The following is a 22,990-nucleotide window of genomic DNA, read 5'->3' as shown; positions in this document are numbered from 1 at the left end:
ACCGCGATGGAAGCGAAAGCTGTACTGCGCACCGCGCGCATCTCGCCGCAAAAGGTCCGCCTGGTGGCGGATCTTGTTCGCGGCTTGCCGGTGGCACGCGCTGAAAGCGTGCTGAAGTTTCACAACAAGAAAGCTGCAGGCATCGTGTTCAAGGTGCTGCACTCTGCGATCGCGAATGCGGAAAACAACCAGGGTGCGGACATCGACGAACTGAGCGTCACCAAGATCTTCGTTGACGAAGGTCCGGTGTTGAAACGCCTGTACGCCCGTGCCAAGGGCCGCGCGTCGCGCATCCTGAAGCGCACCAGCCACATCACTGTGGTCGTCGGTACCAAGAGCTAAGCGAGGCATACGATGGGTCATAAAGTTCATCCAACCGGCATTCGCTTGGGCATCTCCAAAGACTGGACGTCCAAGTGGTTTGCAAACAAGCGCGAGTACGCGCAGTACCTGGCCGCCGACCTCAAGGTCCGCGAACTGCTGCGCGAAAAGCTGGCTCAGGCCGGCATCTCGCGCATTCACATCGAACGTCCGGCCAAGACCGCCCGCGTGACGATCCACACCGCCCGTCCGGGCGTGGTGATCGGCAAGAAGGGTGAGGACATCGAGAAGCTGCGCAAGGAAATCTCGGAGCTGATGGGCGTTCCGACGCACATCAATGTGACCGAAGTCCGTAAGCCGGAACTCGATGCCCAACTCGTTGCCGAGTCGATCGCTCAGCAGCTGGAACGCCGCATCATGTTCCGCCGCGCCATGAAGCGCTCGGTGGGCAACGCCATGCGCCTCGGCGCCCTCGGCATCAAGGTGAACGTCGCCGGTCGTCTGAACGGTGCCGAAATCGCCCGTACCGAGTGGTACCGCGAGGGTCGCGTGCCGCTGCACACGCTGCGCGCCGACATCGACTACGGGTATGCGACTGCCAAGACCACCTACGGGATCATTGGCATCAAAACCTGGATCTACAAGGGCGACATCTTCGACCTGCACGCCGCTGCTGCGGAAGCTGCACGGGCCGAAGCCGCCGAACCGCAGACCCGCGGCCGTGGTGATCGGGATCGTGATCGTGGAGATCGCGGCGATCGTGGCGACCGTTCGGGCAAGGGAGCCTAAGCCATGTTGCAACCTTCACGTACCAAATACCGTAAGGTCCACAAGAGCCGCAACCGCGGTCTCAGCCAAGTGGGCGCCAATGTCAGTTTTGGTGAATACGGGCTGAAGGCCACCACCCACGGCCACATTACCGCTCGCCAAATCGAGGCGGCTCGTCGTACTATCTCCCGCTTCGTCAAGCGCGGCGGCAAGCTCTGGATCCGAGTGTTTCCGGATAAGCCGATTACCCGCAAGCCCATTGAAGTTCGTATGGGTAGCGGTAAGGGTAACGTCGAGTTCTGGGTGGCAGTGATCGCCCCGGGTCGCGTCCTGTACGAAATGGAAGGTGTGCCGGAAGCGACGGCGCGTGAGGCATTCCGCCTCGCCGCGGCGAAGCTGTCGGTCCGTACCACGTTTGTGACTCGCCAGGTGCGCTAATGGAAACCAAAGAACTAAAAACCAAGAGTGCCCAGGAGCTCAGCGCCCACATCGCTGAGCTGCGTCAGGAGCAGTTTAACCTGCGCATGCAGCGTGGCAGCGGTCAGCTGACGCAAACGCACCAGATCAAGCGGGTCCGCAAGGACGTCGCCCGGGCCAAAACCGTGCTCGGTCAGAAGAAGTAAGGACAGCGTCATGAGCGAAAATCAAAAAGAGACGCGCACGATCCAGGGTCGCGTTGTCAGCAACAAGATGCAGAAGACGGTCACCGTCCTGCTCGAGCGTCAGGCCGCCCACGACCTGTACGGCAAGATCCTGCGTCGTTCCACCAAGGTGCACGCGCACGACGAGAACAACGAGTGCCAGGAAGGCGATCTCGTGCGGCTCGCTGAATGCGCGCCGCTGTCCAAGACCAAAAACTGGCGCGTCGTCGAAATCGTCGCGCGAGCCGGCTAAGGGAGAATTGCCATGATTCAAATGCAATCCCACCTGGCCGCCGCCGATAATTCGGGCGCCAAAGAACTGATGTGCATCAAGGTGCTGGGCGGCTCCAAGCGTCGCTACGCCGGCATCGGCGACATCATCAAGGTCTCGATCAAAGACGCTATCCCGCGTGGCAAAGTCAAGAAGGGCGAAGTCTACGACGCCGTGGTCGTGCGTACCCGCAAGGGTGTGCGCCGTCCCGACGGTTCGCTGATCCGCTTCGATGGCAACGCCGCCGTGCTGCTCAACAACAAGCTCGAGCCGATCGGCACGCGCATCTTCGGGCCGGTAACGCGTGAATTGCGTTCCGAGCGCTTCATGAAGATCGTGTCCCTGGCGCCGGAAGTGCTCTGAGGGTCCCGACATGAAACGTATCCGTAAAGGCGACCAAGTCGTCGTAATCGCCGGCTCCGCAAAGGGCCAAAAGGGCGAGGTCATCCGCGTCGATGGCGAGAATGTGTTCGTTCAGGGCATCAAGCTCGTGAAGCGTCACACCAAGCCGAATCCGCAGGCCAACCAGCCGGGCGGCATCATCGAGCGCGAAGCGCCGATTCACCAGTCCAATGTGCAAATGCTCAACTCGGCAACGGGCAAGGGCGAGCGCATCAGCATCAAGACCAAGACCAACTCCGAAGGCAAGCAAGTGCGCGTTCGCGCATTCCGCAAGTCGGGCGAGATGATCGACGTCTGAGGTAGCAGCCATGACCCGCCTTGAAAAGCACTACAAAGAAACCGTCGTTCCAAAGTTGATGCAGCGCTTCAACTACACGAACCCGATGCAGGTGCCGAAGCTCACCAAAATCACCCTGAACATGGGTGTGGGTGAAGCGGCCGCCAACAAGAAGGTTCTTGAGAACGCCCTCGACGACATGACCAAGATCGCCGGCCAGAAGCCGGTTTCGACCAAGGCCAGAAAGTCGGTGGCAACCTTCAAGATCCGTGACGGTTGGCCGATCGGCTGCAAGGTCACGCTGCGCAGCCATCGCATGTATGAGTTCCTCGACCGCCTCGTCACCATCGCGCTGCCGCGCGTCCGTGACTTCCGCGGTGTCAGTGGCCGCGCCTTCGATGGCAAGGGCAACTACAACTTCGGTATCAAGGAACAGATCATCTTCCCAGAAATCAACTTCGACGCGATCGACGCGATCCGTGGTATGGACATTGCCATCACCACCACCGCCCGTTCCGATGCCGAAGCGAAAGCTCTGCTGGAAGGCTTCAGCTTCCCGTTCCGTAACTGATTTCGCGAGTAATTGAGACATGGCAAAACAGTCAATGGTGAATCGCGAAGTCAAGCGCGCGAAGACCGTCAAGAAGTACGCTGCCAAGCGCGCTGAACTGAAGAAGATCTCGGTGGACCCGAAGATTTCCTTCGATGACCGCATGGAAGCCATCGCCAAGCTGCAAAAGCTGCCGCGCGACGCCAGCCCGAGCCGTATGCGTAACCGCTGCGAACTCTCCGGTCGTCCGCGTGGCGTTTATCGCAAGTTCAAGCTCTGCCGCAACAAGCTCCGCGAAGCCACCATGCGTGGTGACGTCCCGGGCTTGCGCAAGGCCAGCTGGTAATCTGCTATAGTAGCTGGCTCTTGAAATCCGGCCGTCAGGGCACTATGCCCTGGCGGCCATGTTCGTTTTTCCGGCAGGCGCTTTGCCAGCCAGCAAAAAGAACCCCCTCGAACGCCGTTTAGGCGTCCGAAACCGGAATCCGGCCCCTAAAGGGTCGGACCCGTCGGCAGGAGCAGGGCTCGCCCTGTGGCCTCCCGAATCCCCAACCACAATTTGGTGCCGGATATCGGTGCTACCTCACGGAGCTTCAACCATGAGCATGACTGATCCAATCGCCGACATGTTCACGCGAATTCGCAACGCCCAGGCAATGGGCCGCGCGAGCGTGAAGATGGCGGCTTCGAACAGCAAACTCGCTATCGCCAGCGTTCTGAAGAACGAAGGCTATGTCAACGATGTCGCCGTGCGCGACAACGAAGGCAAGAAGGAACTCGAAATCGCTTTGCGCTACTACATGGGCCGTCCGGCCATTGAGCGCATTCAGCGCGTCAGCCGTCCGGGCCTGCGTCAATACCGTGGCAAGGACGAACTGCCGAAGGTGCTGAACGGTCTCGGTATTTCCATCATCTCCACTTCTGCAGGCGTCATGACTGACGCTCAAGCCCGTGCCAAAGGCCTGGGCGGCGAAGTGATTTGCCTCGTTTCCTAAGGAGCGCTGCGATGTCACGAGTTGCGAAGAAACCAATTGCCCTGCCGAAGGGCGTGGAATGCCAGATCAGCGCCGACAAAGTCGCGTTGAAAGGCCCGAAGGGTGCACTCTCGATTGCGCGTCCGACCGATGTCGACGTCAAGGTCGAGAACGGTGTGATCCAGCTGACCGCCCAGGGCGACAGCACGGCCATGGCTGGCACGCTGCGTGCGCTGCTGAACAACATGGTGACCGGTGTGTCGGCAGGCTATGAGCGCAAGCTTGAGCTGGTCGGCGTCGGCTACCGCGCTGCCCTCGCGGGCAAGGACCTGAATCTGACCCTGGGCTTCTCGCACCCGGTTGTGTTCAAGGCCCCGGAAGGCATCACCCTCGCTGCCCCGACGCAGACCGAAATCCTGATTTCGGGTGCGGACAAGCAGCGCGTCGGTGAGACCGCCGCCAAGATCCGCGCGTTCCGTCCGCCAGAGCCTTACAAGGGCAAGGGTGTCCGTTACGCTGGCGAGAAGATCACGCTGAAAGAAGCCAAGAAAGCCTAATCGGCGGAGCGCAGGAGACAGACCATGGAAAAGAGAACATCCCGTATTCGTCGTGCCAAGGCCACGCGTTCGCACATCCGCAATCTCGCGGTGGCGCGTCTGTCGGTGCATCGCACGAGTCAGCATTTGTATGCCCAGGTTTTCGCTGCTGATGGCGAAACCGTCGTTGCCGCCGCCAACACGCTCCAGAAGGACGTTATGGACGGTGTCAAGGGCACCAAGAACCTGTCTGCCGCTGCTGCGGTGGGCAAGGCCATTGCCGCTCGCGCCAAAGCAGCCGGCATTGAGAAGGTCGCATTCGACCGCTCGGGCTTCCTCTATCACGGTCGCATCAAGGCTCTGGCCGATGCGGCTCGTGAAGGCGGCCTGCAGTTCTGATTATTACAACTCCAAGCGGCCAAAGGCCGTAAACAACTCAGCCGGGCGGCTCGCCGCTCGGTCCTCAAGGTGAGCAATGAGCAACAACAACGAACGCGAAAACAGCGACGGCCTGCAAGAGAAGCTGATTGCCGTCAATCGTGTGGCCAAGACCGTCAAAGGTGGCCGCCAGATGAGCTTCACCGCGCTGACGGTTGTCGGCGACGGCGACGGTAAAGTCGGTCTCGGATATGGCAAGGCCCGCGAAGTGCCGGCCGCCATCGCCAAGGCGATGGACCGCGCCCGCAAGAACATGGTCAGCGTGCCGCTGACGAATGGCACCCTGCACTACGCGATCAAGTCGAACCATGGTGCGGCGCGCGTGTTCATGCAGCCTGCCTCGGACGGTACCGGCGTGATTGCCGGCGGCGCCATGCGCGCGGTGTTCGAAGTGGTCGGCGTGAAGAACGTGCTGGCCAAGGCCGTGGGTTCGCGCAACCCGATCAATCTGGTGCGCGCAACCATCAAGGGCCTGCAAGCCATCCGTGCACCGGGCGACATCGCCGCGATGCGTGGCAAGAAACTTGAAGAATTGGTGGGCAGCAATGGCTAATCCGAAAATGATCACGGTTCGTCTCGTCAAGAGCCCGAACAGCACGCCGGAACGGCACCGTCAATGCGTCAGGGCGCTGGGCCTCAACAAGCTCAACGACGTGCGCGAACTCAAAGACTCCCCGCAGGTGCGTGGCCTGATCAATAAGGTCAACTACCTCGTCGCGGTGGAAGGCTAAGGAGAACTCACCATGCGTCTCAACACTATCAAATCCGCTCCCGGTGCACGCCGTGAGCGCACCCGCGTCGGTCGCGGTATCGGCTCTGGCCTCGGCAAAACTGCCGGTCGCGGTCACAAGGGTCAGTACGCCCGTACCGGTAAGGGTAAGGTCAAGCCCGGCTTCGAAGGCGGTCAGATGCCGCTGCAGCGCCGTCTGCCGAAGGTCGGCTTCCGCTCCAAGCTGAAGGCAAACACCGCCGAAATTCGCCTGTATCAGCTGGAACAGCTGAAAGACACCCAGGTCGATATCGAAGCGTTGCGCAATGCCGCCCTGATTGATCCGCGCGCCAAGAAGGTTCGTGTGGTCAAGAAAGGCGAGATCACGCGCGCCTACAAGCTGAAGGGTATTGCAGCAACGGCTGGCGCCAAGGCTGCAATCGAAGCCGCCGGTGGCACTCTGGAGTAATCCGTGGCTAACAACCAATCCGCGCAAGGCATGTTGTCGCAGTTCGGAAACCTATCCGAGCTGAAACAGCGTTTGCTGTTCGTCTTGGGGGCCTTGATCGTCTACCGCATGGGCACATTCGTGCCGGTGCCTGGTGTCGATCCGGTCGCCATGATGCAGCTGATGGATCAGCAGAAGGGAACGGTCTTAGACCTGTTCAACATGTTCTCGGGTGGCGCGCTGCAACGCATGAGCGTATTTGCCCTGAACGTGGTGCCCTACATTTCTGCGTCGATCATCGTGCAACTCCTGGCCACCATGCTGCCGAGCTGGCAAGCGCTGCGCAAGGAAGGGGAGTCCGGTCGCCGGATCCTGACCCAACGTACGCGCTGGCTGACGGTCGCCTTGGCGGTGTTCCAGTCATTGAGTGTCGGTATGGCTTTGCAGGCTCAAACCATGCAGGGCGGTGTGCAGGTTGTCGTCAATCCGGGGACGTTCTTTGTAGTCAGCACCGTGATTGGCCTGACTGCCGGAACGCTGTTCCTGATGTGGCTCGGCGAGCAAATCACTGAACGCGGTGTGGGTAACGGTATCTCGCTGCTCATTCTGGCGGGCATCGTTGCGGGTATTCCGGCGGCGGTGGGCAGCACGCTGCAGCAGCTGGGCGACGGTCAGATGAATATTCTGACTGGCCTGTTCATTGTTGCGCTGGTGGTGGGCGTGACCTGGTTCGTGGTGTTCGTCGAGCGTGGTCAACGCCGGATAACGGTGAACTACGCGCGCCGGAATGGGGGCTCGCGGGCCTACCAGAACCAGAGCTCGCATCTGCCACTGAAGCTCAACATGTCCGGCGTGATTCCGGCGGTGTTCGCATCCAGCCTGATCATGTTCCCGGCGACGATCGCCAACATGGGTAGTGCCTTTGCCGAAGTGCGCGTGCTGCGCGAGATCAGCAACATGCTGACCCCGGGTGAGCCGCTGTACATGTTCGTGTTCGGTGCGTTGATCGTGCTGTTCGCCTTCTTCTACACCGCCATGGTGTTCAACTCGGCCGAAACCGCCGAGAACCTGAAGAAGTCGGGTGCGCTGATTCCAGGTATCCGTCCGGGCAAGGCTACGGCTGACTACATCGATGGCGTCATGACCCGTTTGACCGGCATTGGTGCCCTGTATCTGGTTGCAGTGTGTTTGCTGCCGACCTTGCTGCAGACCAAGCTCGGTGTTCCGTTCTACTTTGGTGGCACGTCGCTCCTGATCGTCGTAGTGGTCCTGATGGACTTCACTGCGCAGGTCCAGGCGCACCTGGTTTCGAGCCAGTACGAGAGCCTCCTGAAGAAAACGAATCTGAAGAATTACGGCAGGGCTGGTTCGGTCAAACCGGGCCAGTAACCCCTCCCGGGCACATGGATCTGTGCCGAAGTCAGCCTGGGAGCAGGGCAGCGTGTGCTGCGCTGCTACCAAGCTGAGCTTTTGTGTGTATAATCGCTAGTTCCCTTTTGCGCTAACAGTTTTGGAGAAGACGCGATGGCGCGTATTGCCGGTGTAAACATCCCGGTCCATAAGCATGCATGGATCGGTTTGCAAAGTATTTATGGGATCGGTCGGTCCCGCTCGAAGAAAGTCTGTGACTCGGCGGGTGTGAACCCGGCGACGAAGGTCAAGGATCTGACGGAAGCCCAAGTCGACAAACTCCGCCAAGAAGTGGCGAAGTTCACCGTCGAAGGCGACCTGCGCCGTGAAGTCGGCATCAGCATCAAGCGTCTGCAGGATCTCGGTTGCTACCGTGGCCTGCGTCACCGTCGTGGTCTGCCGCTCCGTGGCCAGCGTACGCGCACCAATGCGCGCACACGCAAGGGTCCTCGGAAGGCGATCAAGAAGTAACCGAGCGAGGATGACCGATCATGGCTAAGCCAAACCAAGCCGCGGCTGCCAAGCCGAAGAAGAAAATCAAGCGCGTGGTGACTGACGGGATTGCCCACGTGCAAGCCTCGTTCAACAACACCATCGTGACGATCACCGACCGTCAGGGCAACGCTCTGTCCTGGGCTACCTCTGGTGGCGCAGGCTTCCGCGGTTCGCGCAAGTCGACCCCATTCGCAGCCCAGGTGGCTGCCGAGAAGGCCGGCCGCGCTGCTCAGGAATACGGCCTGAAGAACCTCGAAGTGCGCATCAAGGGCCCCGGCCCGGGTCGCGAGTCGACCGTCCGTTCTCTGAACGCGATCGGCTACAAGATCACCAACATTGTCGACGTGACGCCAATCCCGCACAACGGTTGCCGTCCGCCGAAGAAACGCCGCGTCTGAGGATTCCATCATGGCACGTTATCTTGGTCCTACCTGTAAGTTGGCGCGTCGCGAAGGCGCCGATCTGTCCCTGAAGAGCCCAGCGCGGGCGATCGATTCGAAGTGCAAACTCGACCAGAAGCCTGGTCAGCACGGCGCTGCGAAAAAGGGCAAAATGTCCGATTACGCCGTGCAGTTGCGCGAGAAGCAAAAGGTCAAGCGCATGTACGGTTTGCTGGAGCGCCAGTTCCGCACGTACTACTCGAAGGCATCGAACCTGAAGGGCGCCACGGGCGAAAACCTGCTGCGTCTTCTGGAATGCCGTCTCGACAATATCGTTTATCGCATGGGTTACGCCGTAACCCGCGCTGCCGCTCGCCAGCTCGTGTCGCACAAAGCGATCACGGTCAATGGCAAGTCGGTCAATGTTCCGTCCTATCAGGTCAAGGCTGGCGATGAAGTCGCCGTCATTGAGCGCGCGAAGAAGCAGCTGCGCATTCAAGAAGCTCTGACCCTGAACCAGGAAATGGATCTGACGCCTGGCTGGGTGGAAGTGGATGCGAAGAAGATGGTGGGTAGCCTGAAGGCTGCTCCGGATCGCGGCGACCTGCCGGCCGACATCAACGAGAACCTTATCGTCGAGTTGTACTCGAAGTAATCCTGGAGCCCCCAAACCCATGGCTGCCACTGCAACCAATGTCATGCGTGCACGCGGTATTACAGCCGAACGGCTGAATGCCAACCGCGCACGCGTTTTCGTCGAGCCGCTTGAACGCGGTTTCGGCCATACGCTGGGCAACGCGCTTCGCCGCGTGTTGCTCTCGTCCATCCCGGGTGCTGCCATCACCGAAGTCGAAATCGACAACGTTCTGCATGAGTACACCACGCTCGAAGGTCTGCAGGAAGACGTCATTGACGTGCTCCTGAACCTCAAAGACGTGGCGCTGCGCATGCAGGGTCATGACGAAACCCTGCTGACGCTGACCAAGCGTGGCCCGGGTGTCGTCACGGCTGGCGACATCAAAGTCGACCATTCGGTCGAAGTGATCAACCCGGACCACGTGATCTGCCACCTGACCAAGGACATCACCTTGTCCATGCGTCTCCGTGTCAGCCGCGGCGTCGGTTACCAGCCGGTGGCCTCGCGCCGTCGTCCGGACGAAGAGTCGCGCCCGATCGGCCGCCTGCAGCTGGATGCCAGCTTCAGCCCGATCCGTCGCGTCGCTTTCGAAGTGGACAACGCCCGCGTCGAGCAGCGCACCGACCTGGACAAGCTGATTCTTGATATCGAAACCAATGGCACGATCGATGCCGAAGACGCGGTCCGCCGCGCCGCCGACATCCTGGCCGACCAGCTGTCTGTATTTGGCGACTTCACCCGTCGCGAAACCAGCGCTGCCAAGCCGGCTGCCGCAGGCTTCGATCCGATCCTGCTGCGTCCGATCGACGATCTGGAGCTGACGGTTCGTTCGGCCAACTGCCTCAAGGCCGAGAGCATCTACTACATCGGTGATCTGGTTCAGCGCACCGAAGTGGAACTGCTCAAGACCCCGAACCTCGGTAAGAAGTCGCTCACCGAAATCAAGGAAGTGCTCGCCTCGCGCGGCCTTTCGCTTGGCATGAAGCTGGATAACTGGCCGCCGGCCGGTGTGCAGCATGGCATGCTGGGTTAAGCCCTAAGGAACCTATGTCATGCGCCACCTGAAATCCGGACGCAAACTCAACCGTACCAGCTCGCACCGTGAAGCGATGTTCCGCAACATGGCGAGCTCGATCATCGTGCACGAAGCCATCAAGACCACCTTGCCGAAGGCAAAGGAACTGCGTCGCGTGGCCGAGCCGCTGATCACCCTGGCCAAGACCGATAGCGTCGCGAATCGTCGCCTCGCCTTCGCTCGTCTTCGTGACAAGGCTGCTGTCGGCAAGCTGTTTACCGACCTCGGCCCGCGTTACCGCGAGCGTCCAGGTGGGTATCTGCGCATCCTGAAGTGCGGCTTCCGCGCTGGCGACAACGCCCCGATGGCGTTTGTTGAGCTGGTGGACCGCCCGCAGATCGCTGAGGCCGTTGAAGCCTAAGTTGGTCTCCAAGCTGGCAACAGTTTGGACCCAAGCAAAAAACCCCGGCTCGCCGGGGTTTTTTGTTGCGCGAATTTGGTTCAGTCACGAAGCCCGAGCAGCGATTCATTGGAGATGCAGCACACCGACGACACATCCGTTTTGCCAGCAGCCACGGAACCTCCGCAATTCGTAGGGGTCTGCCCCTACGTACGGGTTTTGAAGGGCGGGTTGGAATCGGCGCCTGCGTTCATGGCGTCTGCCGCCATCGCAAGGCGACTGCCGCTGTTGGCGTCATCCCGACTTTCCAAGCTGTGTGAAAACTCTAGGGCAGGACAAGATTTGGCGCTCCAACATGGCCTCGGTGCGGCTGCAAGACCTTCAAACCCACCCCGGATCAAGTCCGGGGTGACGAATCGCGAGAGTGTCCGTCGAGGCAAAGTCATTGCTTCAGACGCTAGAAAGGATCGGTTCCCCAAGGAGTTCCAATCCACCTCTCGTCACCCCGGACTTGATCCGGGGTGGGTTTCAAGCTCGCGGCAAACTGACCCACTATTTGCGATCATCATCGCTTCCGAACCCGATCGGCTAGGTTACTCGAACAAGTCCTTCGTTGTTTCCACACGGTCTGTTTCGTCGGGATGACGGTAATTGAAGTGGCGCCGCAAACTCCGACGGTTTTCACACAGCCTGTATCCCTGGCATAAAGGCGAGTAGGCCGAGCGGAACCTCCGGCTCGGGACAATCATTTGATGCGCGAGTCAGCGCACCCAAGGGGCGGCTGGACTCCTACAGATGACTGAAGGCGCATTGCTGCGGGAGACGCGAGCGCTGAGTGATACCGACTCGAGCAACATGCACACATCGTGTGCCGCAAGGCCGCCAACCAGCAGCCTAGCTTGCGGCACCCTCCGATCAGCGCCTCTGGAGCACGATTCATATGATTTTCTGGAACCAGTTGCCCACCGGTCCAGTCATAATTGACCATTCCCCATGAGATTTCAGCCATGCCAAAACCCACCTTCCGCCTGATGTTCCTGACCGGCTTTCTGGTCTGTGTTGGTTTGCTCAGCTATGCCCTGTACGTTGAGCACGTCAAGTTCATAGATCCTTGTCCGCTCTGCATTTTCCAACGAATCGGGTTCATGGTCGCGGGGTTGTTCTTCCTGATTGGTGGGCTCCACAACCCGCGCAATCTCGGACGCAAAATCTACGGAGCGCTGGCGTCGCTGGCGCTCATCATCGGTGGTTCGGTCTCCGCGTGGCACGTTCGAATGACGCATCTGCCGCCCGATCAGATCCCGGATTGCGGCCCCGGATTGGCTTACATGTACAAGTCATTTCCGCTACAGAAAGTCCTGGATATGGTGTTCAACGGCTCCGGCGAATGTGCGAAGGTGGATTGGACCTTCCTTGGCATGAGCATGCCGGCCTGGACGCTCGTCTGTTTCATCGGGCTCCTGGGCTGGACGCTCTACGCCACCTTCAAGGCACCCGGAAAGGTCTGAGCAAGCCGCTCAGGAAGATAGAAGTCAGCGCAAGCGCTGGCGATTTGAGGTCACAATGAAAGGCATGATGGCAATGGCAAGTAGTCAACACGAACTCGGACCAAAAGACTGGCACCCAGGCAGCTGGCTCGCGAAGCCAGCAACGCAGCAGCCCAGTTATCCGGATGCCGACAAGCTCGCCAGTGCCATTCAAACCTTGCGCAGCATGCCGCCTTTGGTTACGTCATGGGAAATCCTCACGCTCCGGCAAATGCTTGCCGAGGCGGAGGAGGGCAAGCGCTTCGTTCTGCAAGGCGGCGACTGCGCCGAGAGTTTTGCCGAGTGCGACTCCAATACGATCTCCAGCCGTCTGAAAGTGCTGCTGCAAATGAGCGTGGTGCTGATTCATGGCTTGAAGCTGCCGATCGTCCGAGTCGGTCGATTTGCCGGCCAATATGCCAAACCGCGCTCTGCCGACCTCGAAACGCGCGATGGCGTCGAGTTGCCGAGCTACCGCGGCGATATCGTCAACGGACCGGAATTCACCAAGGAAGCGCGACTGCCGGATCCGGAGCGCATGCTGAAGGGCCACTCGCATTCAGCGATGACGATCAACTTCATACGCGCGCTGATCGATGGTGGTTTTGCCGACCTGCATCATCCTGAATACTGGGATTTGGGCTGGGTCGATCATTCGCCGCTGGCGCGCGAGTATCGCCGTATGGTCGAGCAGATTGGCGAGTCCGTGCGCTTCATGGAAACGCTGGCCGGCCCGATCGGCAATTTCTCGCGCGTCGATTTCTACACGTCGCACGAGGCGCTGCTGCTGCACTACGAACAAGCCCTCACGCGGCAAGTGCCGCGCCAGACCGGCTTCTTCAATCTGTCCACGCATTTCCCGTGGATCGGTATGCGCACGGCGGCTCTCGATGGCGCGCACGTCGAATACTGCCGCGGCATCAAGAACCCGATCGGTCTGAAGATCGGCCCGAGCGTGACCGTCGATCAACTACTGAACGTGATCGACGCACTGAACCCGAACAACGAACGCGGCAAGCTCATGTTGATCCACCGTATGGGCGCGAACAAGATTGTCTCGGCGCTGCCTCCGCTACTCGAAGCGGTCCGCAAGGAAGGCAAGCATGTGTTGTGGAGCTGCGACCCGATGCATGGCAATACCGAAAGCACCAGCAACGGCTTCAAGACCCGCCGCTTCGACAACATTCGCGCCGAACTCGACCGTGCGTTCGACCTGCATCAGGCCGCCGGCACGCATCTTGGCGGCGCGCACTTGGAATTGACGGGCGACAACGTCACCGAATGCCTGGGTGGCGCCCGCGATCTGTCGGAAATCGATCTGACGCGTGCCTACAAGTCCACCGTTGATCCGCGACTGAACTACGAGCAGTCGCTGGAACTGGCGATGCTGATTGTGCGGAAGTCGGGGCGCTGAGCAGGCGCTAAGCCTCGACGGCGTCCCAAGTCGCCTAGGGAGGGTCTGAACAAGCCCATCCTAGACTTTCAGACCTGCAATGAGTCCGGCACATGTCCGGAATCATTGCCACAGAATCAAGCACTTGCGTGCTTGATTCTGGGCGGGCCATCCATGGCCCGAATCGCCTCTGAACTTGTTCAGAGGCTCCCTAGCTGCGGGCAGATCCCGTCGCAGTATCGGCTTGATGACGCTGACCCGGTCGGATGATTCCTCGGTCTTCAATTCAGCAACGCCGCGCAGGCACTGGGTTAGCACTTGAGCCGAAATGTGCGGGCTTGCTTGTCCGCGGGGTTGTGCCGTTGATCACTCGCGCAGACATCAAGGGCTGCGGAAGCTCATTGACAACTAAGGCGCAGCCAAAAAATGATGGCAAATGCCGATGCAAAATTGTCGCGCCGATGTCGAGAACAGGGCAAAAAACTGACGAGCGTCGCCCGCGTGCGCTGTAGTGCATCGGCCCCATACATGATGGCAGGTAGTGACCGATCGAACATCGCAAACGGTGCGTAGCCTCATGGCAATCACAAGCAGACTATTCAGTGGATTGATGCTCGCGCTGATCTTCTCGTGCGCGTCGGCGAAAAAACACTTTCCTGAATTTGCGCTTTGGATCAACCGCACGCAGGAAATGCCTGAATCGTATGTCGGCAAACAGGACGGCCATCCCTGTGGCGAGGTCGCCATCATTCAGACCGATAGAATTCCCGAATACGAACCCGGCGCACGGTTGCAGCCCGAGCAGGTGCATGAAGTTGATGCCGAGGGCGAGGTACTTCGAACCTGGGTGACACCGGTCGATGCAGAGCCGCTGGCCATCGCCGGGACACGGCTCTATGTCCGATTGCATCACGATACGTACGTGATTGGCTTGGACCGGTCGATCGAAGTTGCGGACTTACCGCAAAAGCGAATGGAATCCATCAATCCCGAATGCGCGGTACCCTCGACATTGAATATGGGCGCTTACGGTGTCTGTCATGTTTTTCAGGACGTCGTCAGCGGCGCCAACCGAAGCCTCGTCTACAGCATGATCTGCAGCTAAAGCTTCATCCAGGAGCGAGTATCAATTCGCATTGTGCTAAGGAGCCTCTGAACAAGTTCAGAGGCGATGCGGGCCATGGATGGCCCGCCCAGAATCAAGCACGCAAGTGGTTGATTCTGGAGCACTGAGTCCGGACATGTGCCGGACTCAGTGCGGGTCTGAAAGTCCAGGATGGACTTATTCAGACCCTCCCTAGGTGTTCAGTTCGTCAAAAATGTCCTTGCGCATGGCGTATCGCTGGTGCTCTTAAGAGTGGCGTGCTGAAAAGCTGGCACTCGCTACCAGGACTGTTCGTCGCGACGCTTGTCGTGACGCAAGTTGCTTCGGAACCTGCAACGTTGTCTGGGAGTATTTGCAAATGATGAATGTCAGGACACTATCGATCTATCAGTTACTGCTGCTTGCCGTCTGCAGTTGGTTGTTCGACTTCTGGATCCCGCTGCTTGATAGCCACCAGATTGCCCAGCTGACCACCTCCCGGAACACACGAAAACCGCCATCCTGGGCCAAGTCGTTCTACGTCGCCCACAACACGACTGGCTTCTCAAGTCACCCGTCGCCCCGAGAAGCTCCGGTGCGTTATGTGCTTGCCGTCGCCGGGTTCCTCATTACATTTGGCGCGCTTGTGCTGAGTACCGTCCCGACCGTTCTAGTTCTACAGTTGCGACAGCGAGAGGCAAGCCCTAACGCGTTGCACAAGCCAGGATGAACTTAGTCCGCGCACGAATGCGCCGACGTGAGCTCGGCAATGACGGCGATACGGTCGCTTCGGATGCGTGCAACGAATCGCGCGGGCGCCACAGTATCAACATCGTACTCGGCGGACGAGCTCACCATCTCCAGCATGATTGGGAGCATAACGGCGGCCAGAAAACCATGCGCTAAAGTCGGTCCGAGTAACATCCACCATTGCCCGCACTGACTTTCAACCTGTTCAGTGTCTCTATAGCACGATGCGTATTGGAATTGCGCGTACCTTGCTTGTCCAGGAACTCCCGTTGCCCTTGTTCGTGAGCGGTCAACGCCGCATAGCGCCGGACACAGCGGCAGACGCAGTCATCGCTATCGGTGCAATTCGCGGAAAATCCCGTTCGCGGGCTTGCGGCATGTTGAGCGGCGCCCGTAGCGGGGAGATCGTGGCATCCAGTTGCGGACGAGCGTCGGTCGCATTAGCGAATGTCCGAGTTGGTACGTGTCCGGCATTTCTGGCTGCATGCAGCGATTCGTCGATGGCTTGATTGTCGCGGTTGGGTTGGCGTACGTGGTCTTGAACTTGTTTGGAGTTGACGGAAATCGCTCTATGCAGCGGGCAAGAGTTAACGGACATCGATTCGGCGTCTTGGTGGCGGTCGATTGCCTCGCCACCTGCCATGTCGCCTGTGCCCTTCCGCGTGAACAGTCCAGATGTACGCTGTAATGATCAATTTGCACCGATGCTGCTGAAGATGCGCCATTCGCGCCTGCGCCGACGCCTATCGAAGTGGGTCGGCGCGTAAGCACTGACAGGGATCGCTGTATCACTCTCTCGCGAGAAAACGAATTCTAGTCATCCGCGCAAAGCGTGCCACACGGGTCTGAAAGGATTGCGATAGATTCGCTTCGCGGACTCGAACAGTTGTATTCGGATACTAAAAGAATAACGACAGATCATCAGCCATCTTGATCCAAGCCCAGCCAAGACGTGCGTTGATTTGTGGCAACCAAAATGGCGGGTGCCTAATCGAAAAGCGTCTCGCTACCAGTTGGCAAGTAAGCACAACTAATGTCTGGGCGGAAACGCGAGCCTTGCCCTTTGCTCGGCTGCGGCCAATCAAGAGATGACTATCATGAAACGAAAATTGCTTGTGATGTGCGTGCTCCTCGGGGTGCTACCCGAGGTCCATGCCCAGGTAACCTGCGGTCAACTGCCTGCCGGCAACAGTTACTGTGACGTGAGTTATCCGGTCAACGAACAATGGCAACTTAATTCCTGTACGAATCCCGGCAACATAAACGTACTCAATCGCCGAATGTGTGAAGCGGGTGGTGGTGTCTGGTCGGGGGCCTGTTCCGGCTTGATTGATCCGCCATTCAAGCTTCCAACATCACCTTATACCTGGCGGTACGACATATCAAATTGGTTGTTGACCAGCTATGCCCATACTTTCGAAGGGTGTGGCTTAGTTGGCCCGATCGTGACCGGTAACACACCCACTTGCACCGCCAACCTGCCGACAATCGAGAATGGTTACGTCACGGCGTCAGAGACTATGAAGACGATCACGTATGGGTATCAATCTACAGGAAACGTGTGCAACGACGACGCAGTGAACAAGGTTGAAACGTTTAGGATCGCGTATACGGCAGGCCTCGGTTGTCCCCGCGACACGTACGGTTGGACATCCCCCCCGAACACTTGTTTGTCAATCGTAAGCGACACGCCACTGGTTGGCGATCAAGTGGATCCGTCATCAGGGGAGAAGCTTCATGTTGAATCGACGCTTCTCGGATTGGGCATTAGCGACTTGCTGCGCATTCACTATCGCGCCTATGGACAGTGGCCTCCTGGCGCCCCTACCGGTCTGATCGGCCACTATTGGCGGTTCGAATTCGACAGGCGGGTTCGCGCATACGATGCGAATTCGCTGATCGTGTATATCGCCGGTCACGAACCCGTGATGCTGAAAAACAATGGCTCCGGCACGTATACGTCAATCAATATCACAAAGGATTCAGGGCGGACCGCAGTCCAAGTGGGCGCTGGCTATCGAATCAAAGAACAGGATCTCAGTGAGTGGCTGTTCGACTCGACAGGTCGGCTTCAGTCAGTGAACTACCCAGATGGACGCAGTGTCCAGGTCGCATGGCAGACCGATGCAGTGTTGCTCACGGATCAGAACAATCGCTCGGTTATGATTGACATTGATGAGTTGCTCAGGCCAATTCCTGGCGGGCAGCAAGCCCATGGCAAGCGCTTCACGATTTCTGATCTATCTGGTCGGTCTGCAGTGATTGATTCGTGGGATCCAGGGCTCGTAACAAAGATTCAGTCGGCATCTGGCGTTCGCGAACTACTTTATGAGGACCCGACCTTTGAGTCTGGATTGACCGGAATTAAAGACGAGTCCAACACTCAGTACGTGGCTTACGCATATTCGAACGACAATAACAAGCGGGTGGCCTCCCAAGCCATCTTGGTTGATGGTGTCCCCAAGACGCAGTTCAGCTTTTCTTACAACTTTCCGAGCGGGGTCACGTCGGATCGGGTTGTCACAATGCAGAATGCGCTACAGTTGGCCGCAAACACGCCCGACGTGCAGGCCACCAATATTACGGTATCAACTCGGGGCTTCGTCAGGCGCCTCTGGAAACTTGACAAGCGTTGTACTGATTGCGGCGGCGAATTCAAGACTCGCGCGCATGACGGCTCGACTGGCCAGTTGTTGAGTACCGAGGATTTCAACGGTAATGAGACACAGTTTTTGTTTGATCCGGTCCGCAACCTTGAGACACAGCGCATCGAAGGTATCCCTGATGTTGCTCTTCCGCCAACGCAGGCAGCAAAGCGTACAATTCAAACGGATTGGCATCCCACGCTGCCGTTGCCGACGCAAAAGCGGTACTACAACGCCCAGAACGTACTTGAGCAAACCAGAGCCTGGGACTACGACTCGCGTGGCAATGTCAGAGCTGCTTGCATTTACGACCCTGCGCTGTCTAACCCAACGTCATACGCTTGTGGCTCATTGGCAGATGCGCCCGCTGGCGTCCGTCAGACCCATTACATCATAGAGTGCGGCGAACCGGGTTCAGGTTGTCCCTCGACGGGTAGGCTGATGAGTGTCGACGGCCCTCGTACCGACGAGGCGGACATAACGACGTTTGCCTACTATGGTATCGATGATCCCACCTGCAGTTCGCTAGGTGGGGCGTGCCACTATCGGCATGGTGATTTAAAGTCCGTTACCAATGCACTAGGGCATGTCACGAACTATCTGCGCTATGACAGAGCGGGGCGATTGACTCGGGTACAAGATGCACGAGGCGTCATCACTGATTACACGTACAACAGTTCTGGTCGTATCGGGGCGGCTGCGGTCCGAGCCAATGCCGACGGCACACCTTCGAGCAATGATCAAACGACTAGCGTGACATACAAGCCGTATGGTGCAGTGGAGCGCGTAACCCAGCCGGATGGCAGTTTCCTCGAGTATGTCTACGACACTGCGCATCGGCTCGTGCGCGTATTCGATAACCTCGGTAACGAAATTGTTTATGAACTTGACCCCATGGGCAATCATAAAAGAGAACTCACCAAAGACGCCCAAGGCAACATCAAGCGTCTTCTAGGTGCGCAGTTTGACTATTTCTCGCGCATTCGATCGATTATTAATGCCCCCTCTGCGGCAGCGTCTGACTTCGACGCTGTAGACGTGCAGAAGACAACCAAGTCGTTCGATTTGAACGGAAATCTGAACGAGCTGACCGAACCGAAGGGTAACTTGAACCAATTTGGTTGGGTAACTGACGATGACTTTGATGAATTGAATCGGCTCAAGAAAGTTACGCAGAACAAGACGACCAACCCAACGCCTGGCATCAATGCGGTTACGAAATACGCTTACGACACTCGCGACAATCTTCGAAAGGTAACCGATCCAAAGGGCTTAGATACGATCTACGTTTATGACGGTCTGGACAACCTCAAGCAGGTGCAGAGTCCAGACGCTGGTACAACAGTAAATGTCCATGACGCGGCAGGCAACGTATTGACGCGGACAGATGCTCGGATGAAGACGGCAACGATGGTCTACGATGAGCTGGGACGCCTCTCGACGAAGTCGTTCCCGGATTCTTCGTTGAATGAGGTCTACACGTACGACGTGGACCCGGGCGAATGCAATTACGCGGGTTTCGAGGGGGTTGGTCTCTTGAGTATGGTGACCGATGCTTCTGGAACGACGATCTACTGCTATGACAGGTTTGGTCGGGTGGCTTCGAAGACACAGATCGGTCTGAGCGCCACGTACTCGACGAGCTATACGTACACGAAAACCGGTCGTCTCGATACGGTGACATACCCTTCCGGGAATCGTGTTCGCTATGTGCGCGATGCCACCGGTCGTGTCACCGCAGTCTATTGGCGGGAATTCAAGTCCACCGAGCAATTGCTAGTTAGCAACCTGGGCCATTTGCCATTCGGTCCAGTGTCGGGAATTACTTGGGCAACTGGCGTGACGCAGACGAGAGTACACGACCAGAATTATTGGATCGATGACATCAGTTCGTCGTCACCAACCGGTTTTCAGGCAGACTATACGCTCAATGAACTTGGGAATATCTCTGCGATTTCTGCTGGCGCCACGCAGCGTTTCTATGGCTACGACGCGCTGAGTCGCCTGACTGAAAAAACAAATAGTGGTTTTAACAATCGCTTCTACCTATATGACGCGACCGGCGATCGCTTAAGCATGTGGAACGGAATGGGCGACTATCAATCCTACACGTACCCGTTGACTTCACATAGGCTAGAGGAGGCTCTTGGATCGGTTCGAGTGTACGATGCGAATGGCAACCTGACCCATCCGACTTATTTCACCCGGTCTGGCAGCACTTACAGTTATGGCGACCACAATCGCATGACTGAGGTGGCGCTGAATGGCGAGACCAGGGCTACGTTTCATTACAACTTCAAGGGCGAGCGAACGATACGGAACGTCGAGGGCAAAGCGACCTTCGAATTCGTTTTTGACGAGTCCGGTCGTTTGATTGGTGAGTACAGTGAACAATCGTCACCTCCCCTAGTGGAGTACATCTGGGTCGATGACTTACCGGTGTCACTGATCTATGAAGGCAATATTCATGCGATTGAAACCGATCATCTTGGTACGCCGCGCCGCGTCATGACCGCAGTCGGAGCAAAGTGGTCCTGGGACCTGCTGGCTGAGCCGTTTGGTGCAACCCCGCCCAATGAGGACCCTGACAATGACGGTACTGCAATGGTCTTCAATCTTCGGTTCCCAGGGCAGTGGTACGATCAAGACACGGAGTTGAACTACAACTACATGCGCGATTACGAGCCAATCACGGGGCGCTACGTTGAGAGTGATCCCATTGGGTTGGAAGGCGGAATCAGTACCTATGGCTATGCCATCAACAACCCGCTCGGCCGCTTCGACGCAAATGGCCTCAGCCCGGGTGACGCGTTCTCGAATACGTCAGCGGCGCTAAAGGATTTGAAGAGCCATGTGCGAATGCTGCAGCCGTCCTGGAGCAACTGGAGTGGTTGGATCTTTAAGGCCTGTGGCGGTAGCTGCATCTCCTACCGGATAAATAGTGAGCACCAAACGTCCGTTAAGTACCAGAATAGCGTGCTAGTAGTGACACCAGGGAGCCCGGTTTCTACCTGGCGAACTCATGGCTTTCCCGGTCGCGATGTCGGCGGTTCGCCAAAGCAGGAGTTGCCTGGTCATCTGGCCGATGGCGTGGCAGACCGCGGTGCCGTCGCGCCCAGTGAGCTACCTGAATTCGTCTACTCGCCAACTGGATTCGTTCCGATGGTAGGGCCGGATGTTGGACTGCCTGGGATTGTGGAGGAAGTGGGTCGTTCGACTTCAAACATCAACCACCACTGATTGGCAAGGTAGTTTGTTCGAATTTGCAGCGCACTTTTGGGGTTCGAAGCAGATATCGAAAGCAAGGACGCATCATTGGTGATTGAATATCGCCAAGTGTTTGATACGCGCCCCGGGATCGTCTTGGTCCCGGGGTTTTGCTTTGGCACGAGATCAATCGCAGAGCAGGCGTCTAGCTGGCGCTGCCGGGCTCTAGAGGCCAAGCGTGACTGGTCGAGGTGAATCCGCTTGAGCGCGCCGAGAAGCGCATGCTCATCCGGCCTGAAGGGTGATTCTTGACGCGCTGTGACGCGGACGCCCGTCTATGGGACAATACCGGTCTTTTTCCGGTTTCCAGGCCTTATCGTGCGTCAACGTCGACCATCCCCGCAGTTTGCCGAGCCCATCGAACTCGAGATTCATGACCTCTCGCATGAGGGGCGGGGCGTGGGCAAGCACCAAGGCAAGACGGTATTTGTGACCGGCGCATTGCCGGGCGAAACGGTGCGGGCGAAGCGGACGGAGGCGTATCGGCAGTACGACGAGGCCCATCTGCTCGAAGTGCTGGTCGCTTCGCCCAAGCGAATTACGCCGAAGTGTGCGCACTTTGGGCAATGCGCAGGCTGCGTGCTGCAGCATCTGCCGGCTGAGGATCAGATACAGGCCAAGGAGCGCACGCTGCGCGAGAACTTTGCTCGCATTGGGCATGTCGAGCCAGAAACCTGGTTGCCGGCATTGACCGGGAATCCGTTCCAGTATCGCCGCCGTGGTCGTTTCTCCGTGCGCCATGTCGGCAAGAAAGGGCGCGCGCTCGTTGGGTTCCGCGAGCTCAATGGCAAGTTTGTCGCTGACATTCAGGAATGCCACGTCGTGGCGCCGAGGATTGGTGCGCAGCTGCCCAAGCTCGCTGAGTTGGTCAGTACGATGGATGCTGCCGATAGCATTCCACAGATTGAATTTGCGAACGCCGATCAGATCGCCGCCTTCGTGTTCCGGCATCTGAACCCGTTGAGCGAGGGCGATGTGCAAAAACTGAAGGACTACGCGCGCCGCGAAGGTGTGGCGGTGTTCTTGCAACCGAAGGGCATCGACTCAGTTTACGCGCTCGAGCCGACCGACGTGCAGCTGTATTTTGACGTGCCCGAATTTTCGCTCCGCTATCAGTTCCAGCCACTGGACTTCATTCAGGTCAATGGCGATATCAATGCGCGCATGATTCGTCACGCGCTCGATCTGCTGGACCCGCAACCCACCGATCATATCCTCGACCTGTTCTGCGGGCTCGGCAACTTCACGCTGCCACTGGCGCGCAAGGCCGCACACGTGGTCGGTGTCGAGGGCGATGGGCCGCTTGTGCAGCGGGCCCGCGACAACGCACGCTCGAATGGTCTCGACAATACCGAGTTCGCGGTCGCCGATTTGATTCAGGAACATCGCGATGCACCATGGGCGCGTCAGCAGTACGACAAGATATTGCTCGACCCGGCCCGTGCTGGTGCCGATGGCGTCATCAAGTGGTTCCCGACCAAGAAGGTGCAGCGCATTGTCTACGTATCGTGCCACCCCGGTTCGCTCGCCCGCGATGCCGGCATGCTCGTCCGCGATCACGGCTTCAAGCTCAGCAAAGCGGGGGTCATGGACATGTTTCCGCAGACGGCGCATGTCGAGTCGATCGCCGTGTTCGAGCGTTGAGGCTGGGTC

The 22,990-nt window shown here is 58.2% G+C and carries 27 protein-coding genes; all 27 read left to right on the top strand.

The genetic code is table 11. The features are described from left to right. The first annotated feature begins 6 nt into the window (after positions 1 to 6). The 27 genes from rplV (at position 7) to rlmD (ending at position 22,981) form a co-directional block, all read left to right on the top strand. Positions 7 to 342: a 50S ribosomal protein L22 gene (rplV, locus tag C7S18_RS16125; protein ID WP_106892541.1), complete on the top strand. Its 336-nt coding sequence runs from the start codon at positions 7 to 9 to the stop codon at positions 340 to 342. A 12-nt stretch (positions 343 to 354) separates the two neighbouring features. Then, complete coding sequence (gene rpsC, locus C7S18_RS16120; RefSeq protein WP_106892540.1) at positions 355 to 1,110, top strand: 30S ribosomal protein S3; 756 nt, start codon at positions 355 to 357, stop codon at positions 1,108 to 1,110. Between the two features lie 3 nt (positions 1,111 to 1,113). After that, positions 1,114 to 1,527, top strand: a complete 414-nt coding sequence (gene rplP, locus C7S18_RS16115) for a 50S ribosomal protein L16 (RefSeq protein WP_106892539.1) — start codon at positions 1,114 to 1,116, stop codon at positions 1,525 to 1,527. After that, positions 1,527 to 1,712 (top strand): 50S ribosomal protein L29, encoded by a 186-nt coding sequence (rpmC, locus tag C7S18_RS16110; protein ID WP_106892538.1) that lies wholly within the window; start codon positions 1,527 to 1,529, stop codon positions 1,710 to 1,712. Before rplP ends, rpmC begins: the two co-directional genes overlap by 1 nt. Positions 1,713 to 1,722: 10 nt before the next feature. Next, positions 1,723 to 1,983, top strand: a complete 261-nt coding sequence (rpsQ, locus tag C7S18_RS16105; RefSeq protein ID WP_106892537.1) for a 30S ribosomal protein S17 — start codon at positions 1,723 to 1,725, stop codon at positions 1,981 to 1,983. A gap of 12 nt (positions 1,984 to 1,995) precedes the next feature. Next, on the top strand, positions 1,996 to 2,364 hold the full coding sequence (rplN, locus tag C7S18_RS16100) for a 50S ribosomal protein L14 (RefSeq protein WP_106892536.1): 369 nt from the start codon (positions 1,996 to 1,998) through the stop codon (positions 2,362 to 2,364). A gap of 10 nt (positions 2,365 to 2,374) precedes the next feature. Next, positions 2,375 to 2,701 (top strand): 50S ribosomal protein L24, encoded by a 327-nt coding sequence (gene rplX / locus C7S18_RS16095; RefSeq protein ID WP_106892535.1) that lies wholly within the window; start codon positions 2,375 to 2,377, stop codon positions 2,699 to 2,701. A 10-nt stretch (positions 2,702 to 2,711) separates the two neighbouring features. Beyond that, entirely contained in the window at positions 2,712 to 3,251 is a 540-nt protein-coding gene (gene rplE, locus C7S18_RS16090; RefSeq protein WP_106892534.1) for a 50S ribosomal protein L5, read from the top strand. Between the two features lie 19 nt (positions 3,252 to 3,270). Next, entirely contained in the window at positions 3,271 to 3,576 is a 306-nt protein-coding gene (gene rpsN, locus C7S18_RS16085; protein ID WP_106892533.1) for a 30S ribosomal protein S14, read from the top strand. 253 nt (positions 3,577 to 3,829) lie between these two features. Continuing rightward, the gene (gene rpsH / locus C7S18_RS16080) at positions 3,830 to 4,225 is read left to right on the top strand and encodes a 30S ribosomal protein S8 (RefSeq protein ID WP_106892532.1); all 396 of its coding nucleotides are present in this window, start codon (positions 3,830 to 3,832) and stop codon (positions 4,223 to 4,225) included. Between the two features lie 11 nt (positions 4,226 to 4,236). Continuing rightward, complete coding sequence (gene rplF / locus C7S18_RS16075; RefSeq protein ID WP_106892531.1) at positions 4,237 to 4,761, top strand: 50S ribosomal protein L6; 525 nt, start codon at positions 4,237 to 4,239, stop codon at positions 4,759 to 4,761. Positions 4,762 to 4,785: 24 nt separating this feature from the next. Beyond that, positions 4,786 to 5,139 carry a 50S ribosomal protein L18 gene (gene rplR, locus C7S18_RS16070; protein ID WP_106892530.1) on the top strand — a complete coding sequence of 118 codons (354 nt, stop codon included), beginning with the start codon at positions 4,786 to 4,788 and terminating at the stop codon, positions 5,137 to 5,139. A 76-nt stretch (positions 5,140 to 5,215) separates the two neighbouring features. After that, entirely contained in the window at positions 5,216 to 5,731 is a 516-nt protein-coding gene (gene rpsE / locus C7S18_RS16065) for a 30S ribosomal protein S5 (protein WP_106892529.1), read from the top strand. Beyond that, entirely contained in the window at positions 5,724 to 5,909 is a 186-nt protein-coding gene (rpmD, locus tag C7S18_RS16060) for a 50S ribosomal protein L30 (protein ID WP_106892528.1), read from the top strand. The genes rpsE and rpmD overlap by 8 nt, the downstream gene beginning before the upstream one ends. Before the next feature lie 12 nt (positions 5,910 to 5,921). After that, positions 5,922 to 6,356: a 50S ribosomal protein L15 gene (rplO, locus tag C7S18_RS16055; RefSeq protein ID WP_106892527.1), complete on the top strand. Its 435-nt coding sequence runs from the start codon at positions 5,922 to 5,924 to the stop codon at positions 6,354 to 6,356. A gap of 30 nt (positions 6,357 to 6,386) precedes the next feature. Next, positions 6,387 to 7,724: a preprotein translocase subunit SecY gene (gene secY / locus C7S18_RS16050; protein WP_106892526.1), complete on the top strand. Its 1,338-nt coding sequence runs from the start codon at positions 6,387 to 6,389 to the stop codon at positions 7,722 to 7,724. A gap of 135 nt (positions 7,725 to 7,859) precedes the next feature. Continuing rightward, positions 7,860 to 8,216: a 30S ribosomal protein S13 gene (gene rpsM, locus C7S18_RS16045; RefSeq protein ID WP_106892525.1), complete on the top strand. Its 357-nt coding sequence runs from the start codon at positions 7,860 to 7,862 to the stop codon at positions 8,214 to 8,216. A 20-nt stretch (positions 8,217 to 8,236) separates the two neighbouring features. Further along, the gene (rpsK, locus tag C7S18_RS16040; RefSeq protein ID WP_106892524.1) at positions 8,237 to 8,638 is read left to right on the top strand and encodes a 30S ribosomal protein S11; all 402 of its coding nucleotides are present in this window, start codon (positions 8,237 to 8,239) and stop codon (positions 8,636 to 8,638) included. Between the two features lie 10 nt (positions 8,639 to 8,648). Further along, positions 8,649 to 9,275 carry a 30S ribosomal protein S4 gene (gene rpsD, locus C7S18_RS16035; RefSeq protein WP_106892523.1) on the top strand — a complete coding sequence of 209 codons (627 nt, stop codon included), beginning with the start codon at positions 8,649 to 8,651 and terminating at the stop codon, positions 9,273 to 9,275. Positions 9,276 to 9,294: 19 nt separating this feature from the next. Then, positions 9,295 to 10,290, top strand: coding sequence for a DNA-directed RNA polymerase subunit alpha (locus C7S18_RS16030; protein ID WP_106892522.1), 996 nt, complete (start codon positions 9,295 to 9,297; stop codon positions 10,288 to 10,290). Positions 10,291 to 10,309: 19 nt separating this feature from the next. Then, positions 10,310 to 10,693, top strand: a complete 384-nt coding sequence (gene rplQ, locus C7S18_RS16025; protein ID WP_106892521.1) for a 50S ribosomal protein L17 — start codon at positions 10,310 to 10,312, stop codon at positions 10,691 to 10,693. A gap of 986 nt (positions 10,694 to 11,679) precedes the next feature. Further along, positions 11,680 to 12,180: a disulfide bond formation protein B gene (locus C7S18_RS16020; RefSeq protein WP_106892520.1), complete on the top strand. Its 501-nt coding sequence runs from the start codon at positions 11,680 to 11,682 to the stop codon at positions 12,178 to 12,180. A gap of 73 nt (positions 12,181 to 12,253) precedes the next feature. After that, positions 12,254 to 13,612 (top strand): class II 3-deoxy-7-phosphoheptulonate synthase, encoded by a 1,359-nt coding sequence (locus C7S18_RS16015; RefSeq protein WP_240623914.1) that lies wholly within the window; start codon positions 12,254 to 12,256, stop codon positions 13,610 to 13,612. A gap of 556 nt (positions 13,613 to 14,168) precedes the next feature. Then, positions 14,169 to 14,696 carry a hypothetical protein gene (locus C7S18_RS16010; RefSeq protein ID WP_146151960.1) on the top strand — a complete coding sequence of 176 codons (528 nt, stop codon included), beginning with the start codon at positions 14,169 to 14,171 and terminating at the stop codon, positions 14,694 to 14,696. Positions 14,697 to 15,054: 358 nt separating this feature from the next. Then, on the top strand, positions 15,055 to 15,405 hold the full coding sequence (locus C7S18_RS16005; protein WP_106892518.1) for a hypothetical protein: 351 nt from the start codon (positions 15,055 to 15,057) through the stop codon (positions 15,403 to 15,405). Between the two features lie 1,117 nt (positions 15,406 to 16,522). Then, a complete protein-coding gene (locus C7S18_RS15995) occupies positions 16,523 to 21,310 on the top strand; it encodes an RHS repeat domain-containing protein (protein ID WP_170113306.1) in 4,788 nt (1,595 codons plus the stop codon). Positions 21,311 to 21,655: 345 nt separating this feature from the next. Then, positions 21,656 to 22,981, top strand: coding sequence for a 23S rRNA (uracil(1939)-C(5))-methyltransferase RlmD (rlmD, locus tag C7S18_RS15990; RefSeq protein WP_106892515.1), 1,326 nt, complete (start codon positions 21,656 to 21,658; stop codon positions 22,979 to 22,981). Positions 22,982 to 22,990: the final 9 nt, after the last annotated feature.

It is taken from the genome of Ahniella affigens, from assembly GCF_003015185.1.
In the GTDB taxonomy this organism is placed as follows: domain Bacteria; phylum Pseudomonadota; class Gammaproteobacteria; order Xanthomonadales; family Ahniellaceae; genus Ahniella; species Ahniella affigens.
This window is presented reverse-complemented; position numbering and strand designations above follow the sequence as displayed.

Excerpts from the sequence above, each read along its gene's own strand:
- rplV (WP_106892541.1), top strand. The coding sequence starts at position 7 with ATGGAAGCGAAAGCTGTACTGCGCACCGCGCGCATCTCGCCGCAAAAG.
- rpsC (WP_106892540.1), top strand. The coding sequence starts at position 355 with ATGGGTCATAAAGTTCATCCAACCGGCATTCGCTTGGGCATCTCCAAA.
- rplP (WP_106892539.1), top strand. The coding sequence starts at position 1,114 with ATGTTGCAACCTTCACGTACCAAATACCGTAAGGTCCACAAGAGCCGC.
- rpmC (WP_106892538.1), top strand. The coding sequence starts at position 1,527 with ATGGAAACCAAAGAACTAAAAACCAAGAGTGCCCAGGAGCTCAGCGCC.
- rpsQ (WP_106892537.1), top strand. The coding sequence starts at position 1,723 with ATGAGCGAAAATCAAAAAGAGACGCGCACGATCCAGGGTCGCGTTGTC.
- rplN (WP_106892536.1), top strand. The coding sequence starts at position 1,996 with ATGATTCAAATGCAATCCCACCTGGCCGCCGCCGATAATTCGGGCGCC.
- rplX (WP_106892535.1), top strand. The coding sequence starts at position 2,375 with ATGAAACGTATCCGTAAAGGCGACCAAGTCGTCGTAATCGCCGGCTCC.
- rplE (WP_106892534.1), top strand. The coding sequence starts at position 2,712 with ATGACCCGCCTTGAAAAGCACTACAAAGAAACCGTCGTTCCAAAGTTG.
- rpsN (WP_106892533.1), top strand. The coding sequence starts at position 3,271 with ATGGCAAAACAGTCAATGGTGAATCGCGAAGTCAAGCGCGCGAAGACC.
- rpsH (WP_106892532.1), top strand. The coding sequence starts at position 3,830 with ATGAGCATGACTGATCCAATCGCCGACATGTTCACGCGAATTCGCAAC.
- rplF (WP_106892531.1), top strand. The coding sequence starts at position 4,237 with ATGTCACGAGTTGCGAAGAAACCAATTGCCCTGCCGAAGGGCGTGGAA.
- rplR (WP_106892530.1), top strand. The coding sequence starts at position 4,786 with ATGGAAAAGAGAACATCCCGTATTCGTCGTGCCAAGGCCACGCGTTCG.
- rpsE (WP_106892529.1), top strand. The coding sequence starts at position 5,216 with ATGAGCAACAACAACGAACGCGAAAACAGCGACGGCCTGCAAGAGAAG.
- rpmD (WP_106892528.1), top strand. The coding sequence starts at position 5,724 with ATGGCTAATCCGAAAATGATCACGGTTCGTCTCGTCAAGAGCCCGAAC.
- rplO (WP_106892527.1), top strand. The coding sequence starts at position 5,922 with ATGCGTCTCAACACTATCAAATCCGCTCCCGGTGCACGCCGTGAGCGC.
- secY (WP_106892526.1), top strand. The coding sequence starts at position 6,387 with ATGTTGTCGCAGTTCGGAAACCTATCCGAGCTGAAACAGCGTTTGCTG.
- rpsM (WP_106892525.1), top strand. The coding sequence starts at position 7,860 with ATGGCGCGTATTGCCGGTGTAAACATCCCGGTCCATAAGCATGCATGG.
- rpsK (WP_106892524.1), top strand. The coding sequence starts at position 8,237 with ATGGCTAAGCCAAACCAAGCCGCGGCTGCCAAGCCGAAGAAGAAAATC.
- rpsD (WP_106892523.1), top strand. The coding sequence starts at position 8,649 with ATGGCACGTTATCTTGGTCCTACCTGTAAGTTGGCGCGTCGCGAAGGC.
- C7S18_RS16030 (WP_106892522.1), top strand. The coding sequence starts at position 9,295 with ATGGCTGCCACTGCAACCAATGTCATGCGTGCACGCGGTATTACAGCC.
- rplQ (WP_106892521.1), top strand. The coding sequence starts at position 10,310 with ATGCGCCACCTGAAATCCGGACGCAAACTCAACCGTACCAGCTCGCAC.
- C7S18_RS16020 (WP_106892520.1), top strand. The coding sequence starts at position 11,680 with ATGCCAAAACCCACCTTCCGCCTGATGTTCCTGACCGGCTTTCTGGTC.
- C7S18_RS16015 (WP_240623914.1), top strand. The coding sequence starts at position 12,254 with ATGGCAAGTAGTCAACACGAACTCGGACCAAAAGACTGGCACCCAGGC.
- C7S18_RS16010 (WP_146151960.1), top strand. The coding sequence starts at position 14,169 with ATGGCAATCACAAGCAGACTATTCAGTGGATTGATGCTCGCGCTGATC.
- C7S18_RS16005 (WP_106892518.1), top strand. The coding sequence starts at position 15,055 with ATGATGAATGTCAGGACACTATCGATCTATCAGTTACTGCTGCTTGCC.
- C7S18_RS15995 (WP_170113306.1), top strand. The coding sequence starts at position 16,523 with ATGAAACGAAAATTGCTTGTGATGTGCGTGCTCCTCGGGGTGCTACCC.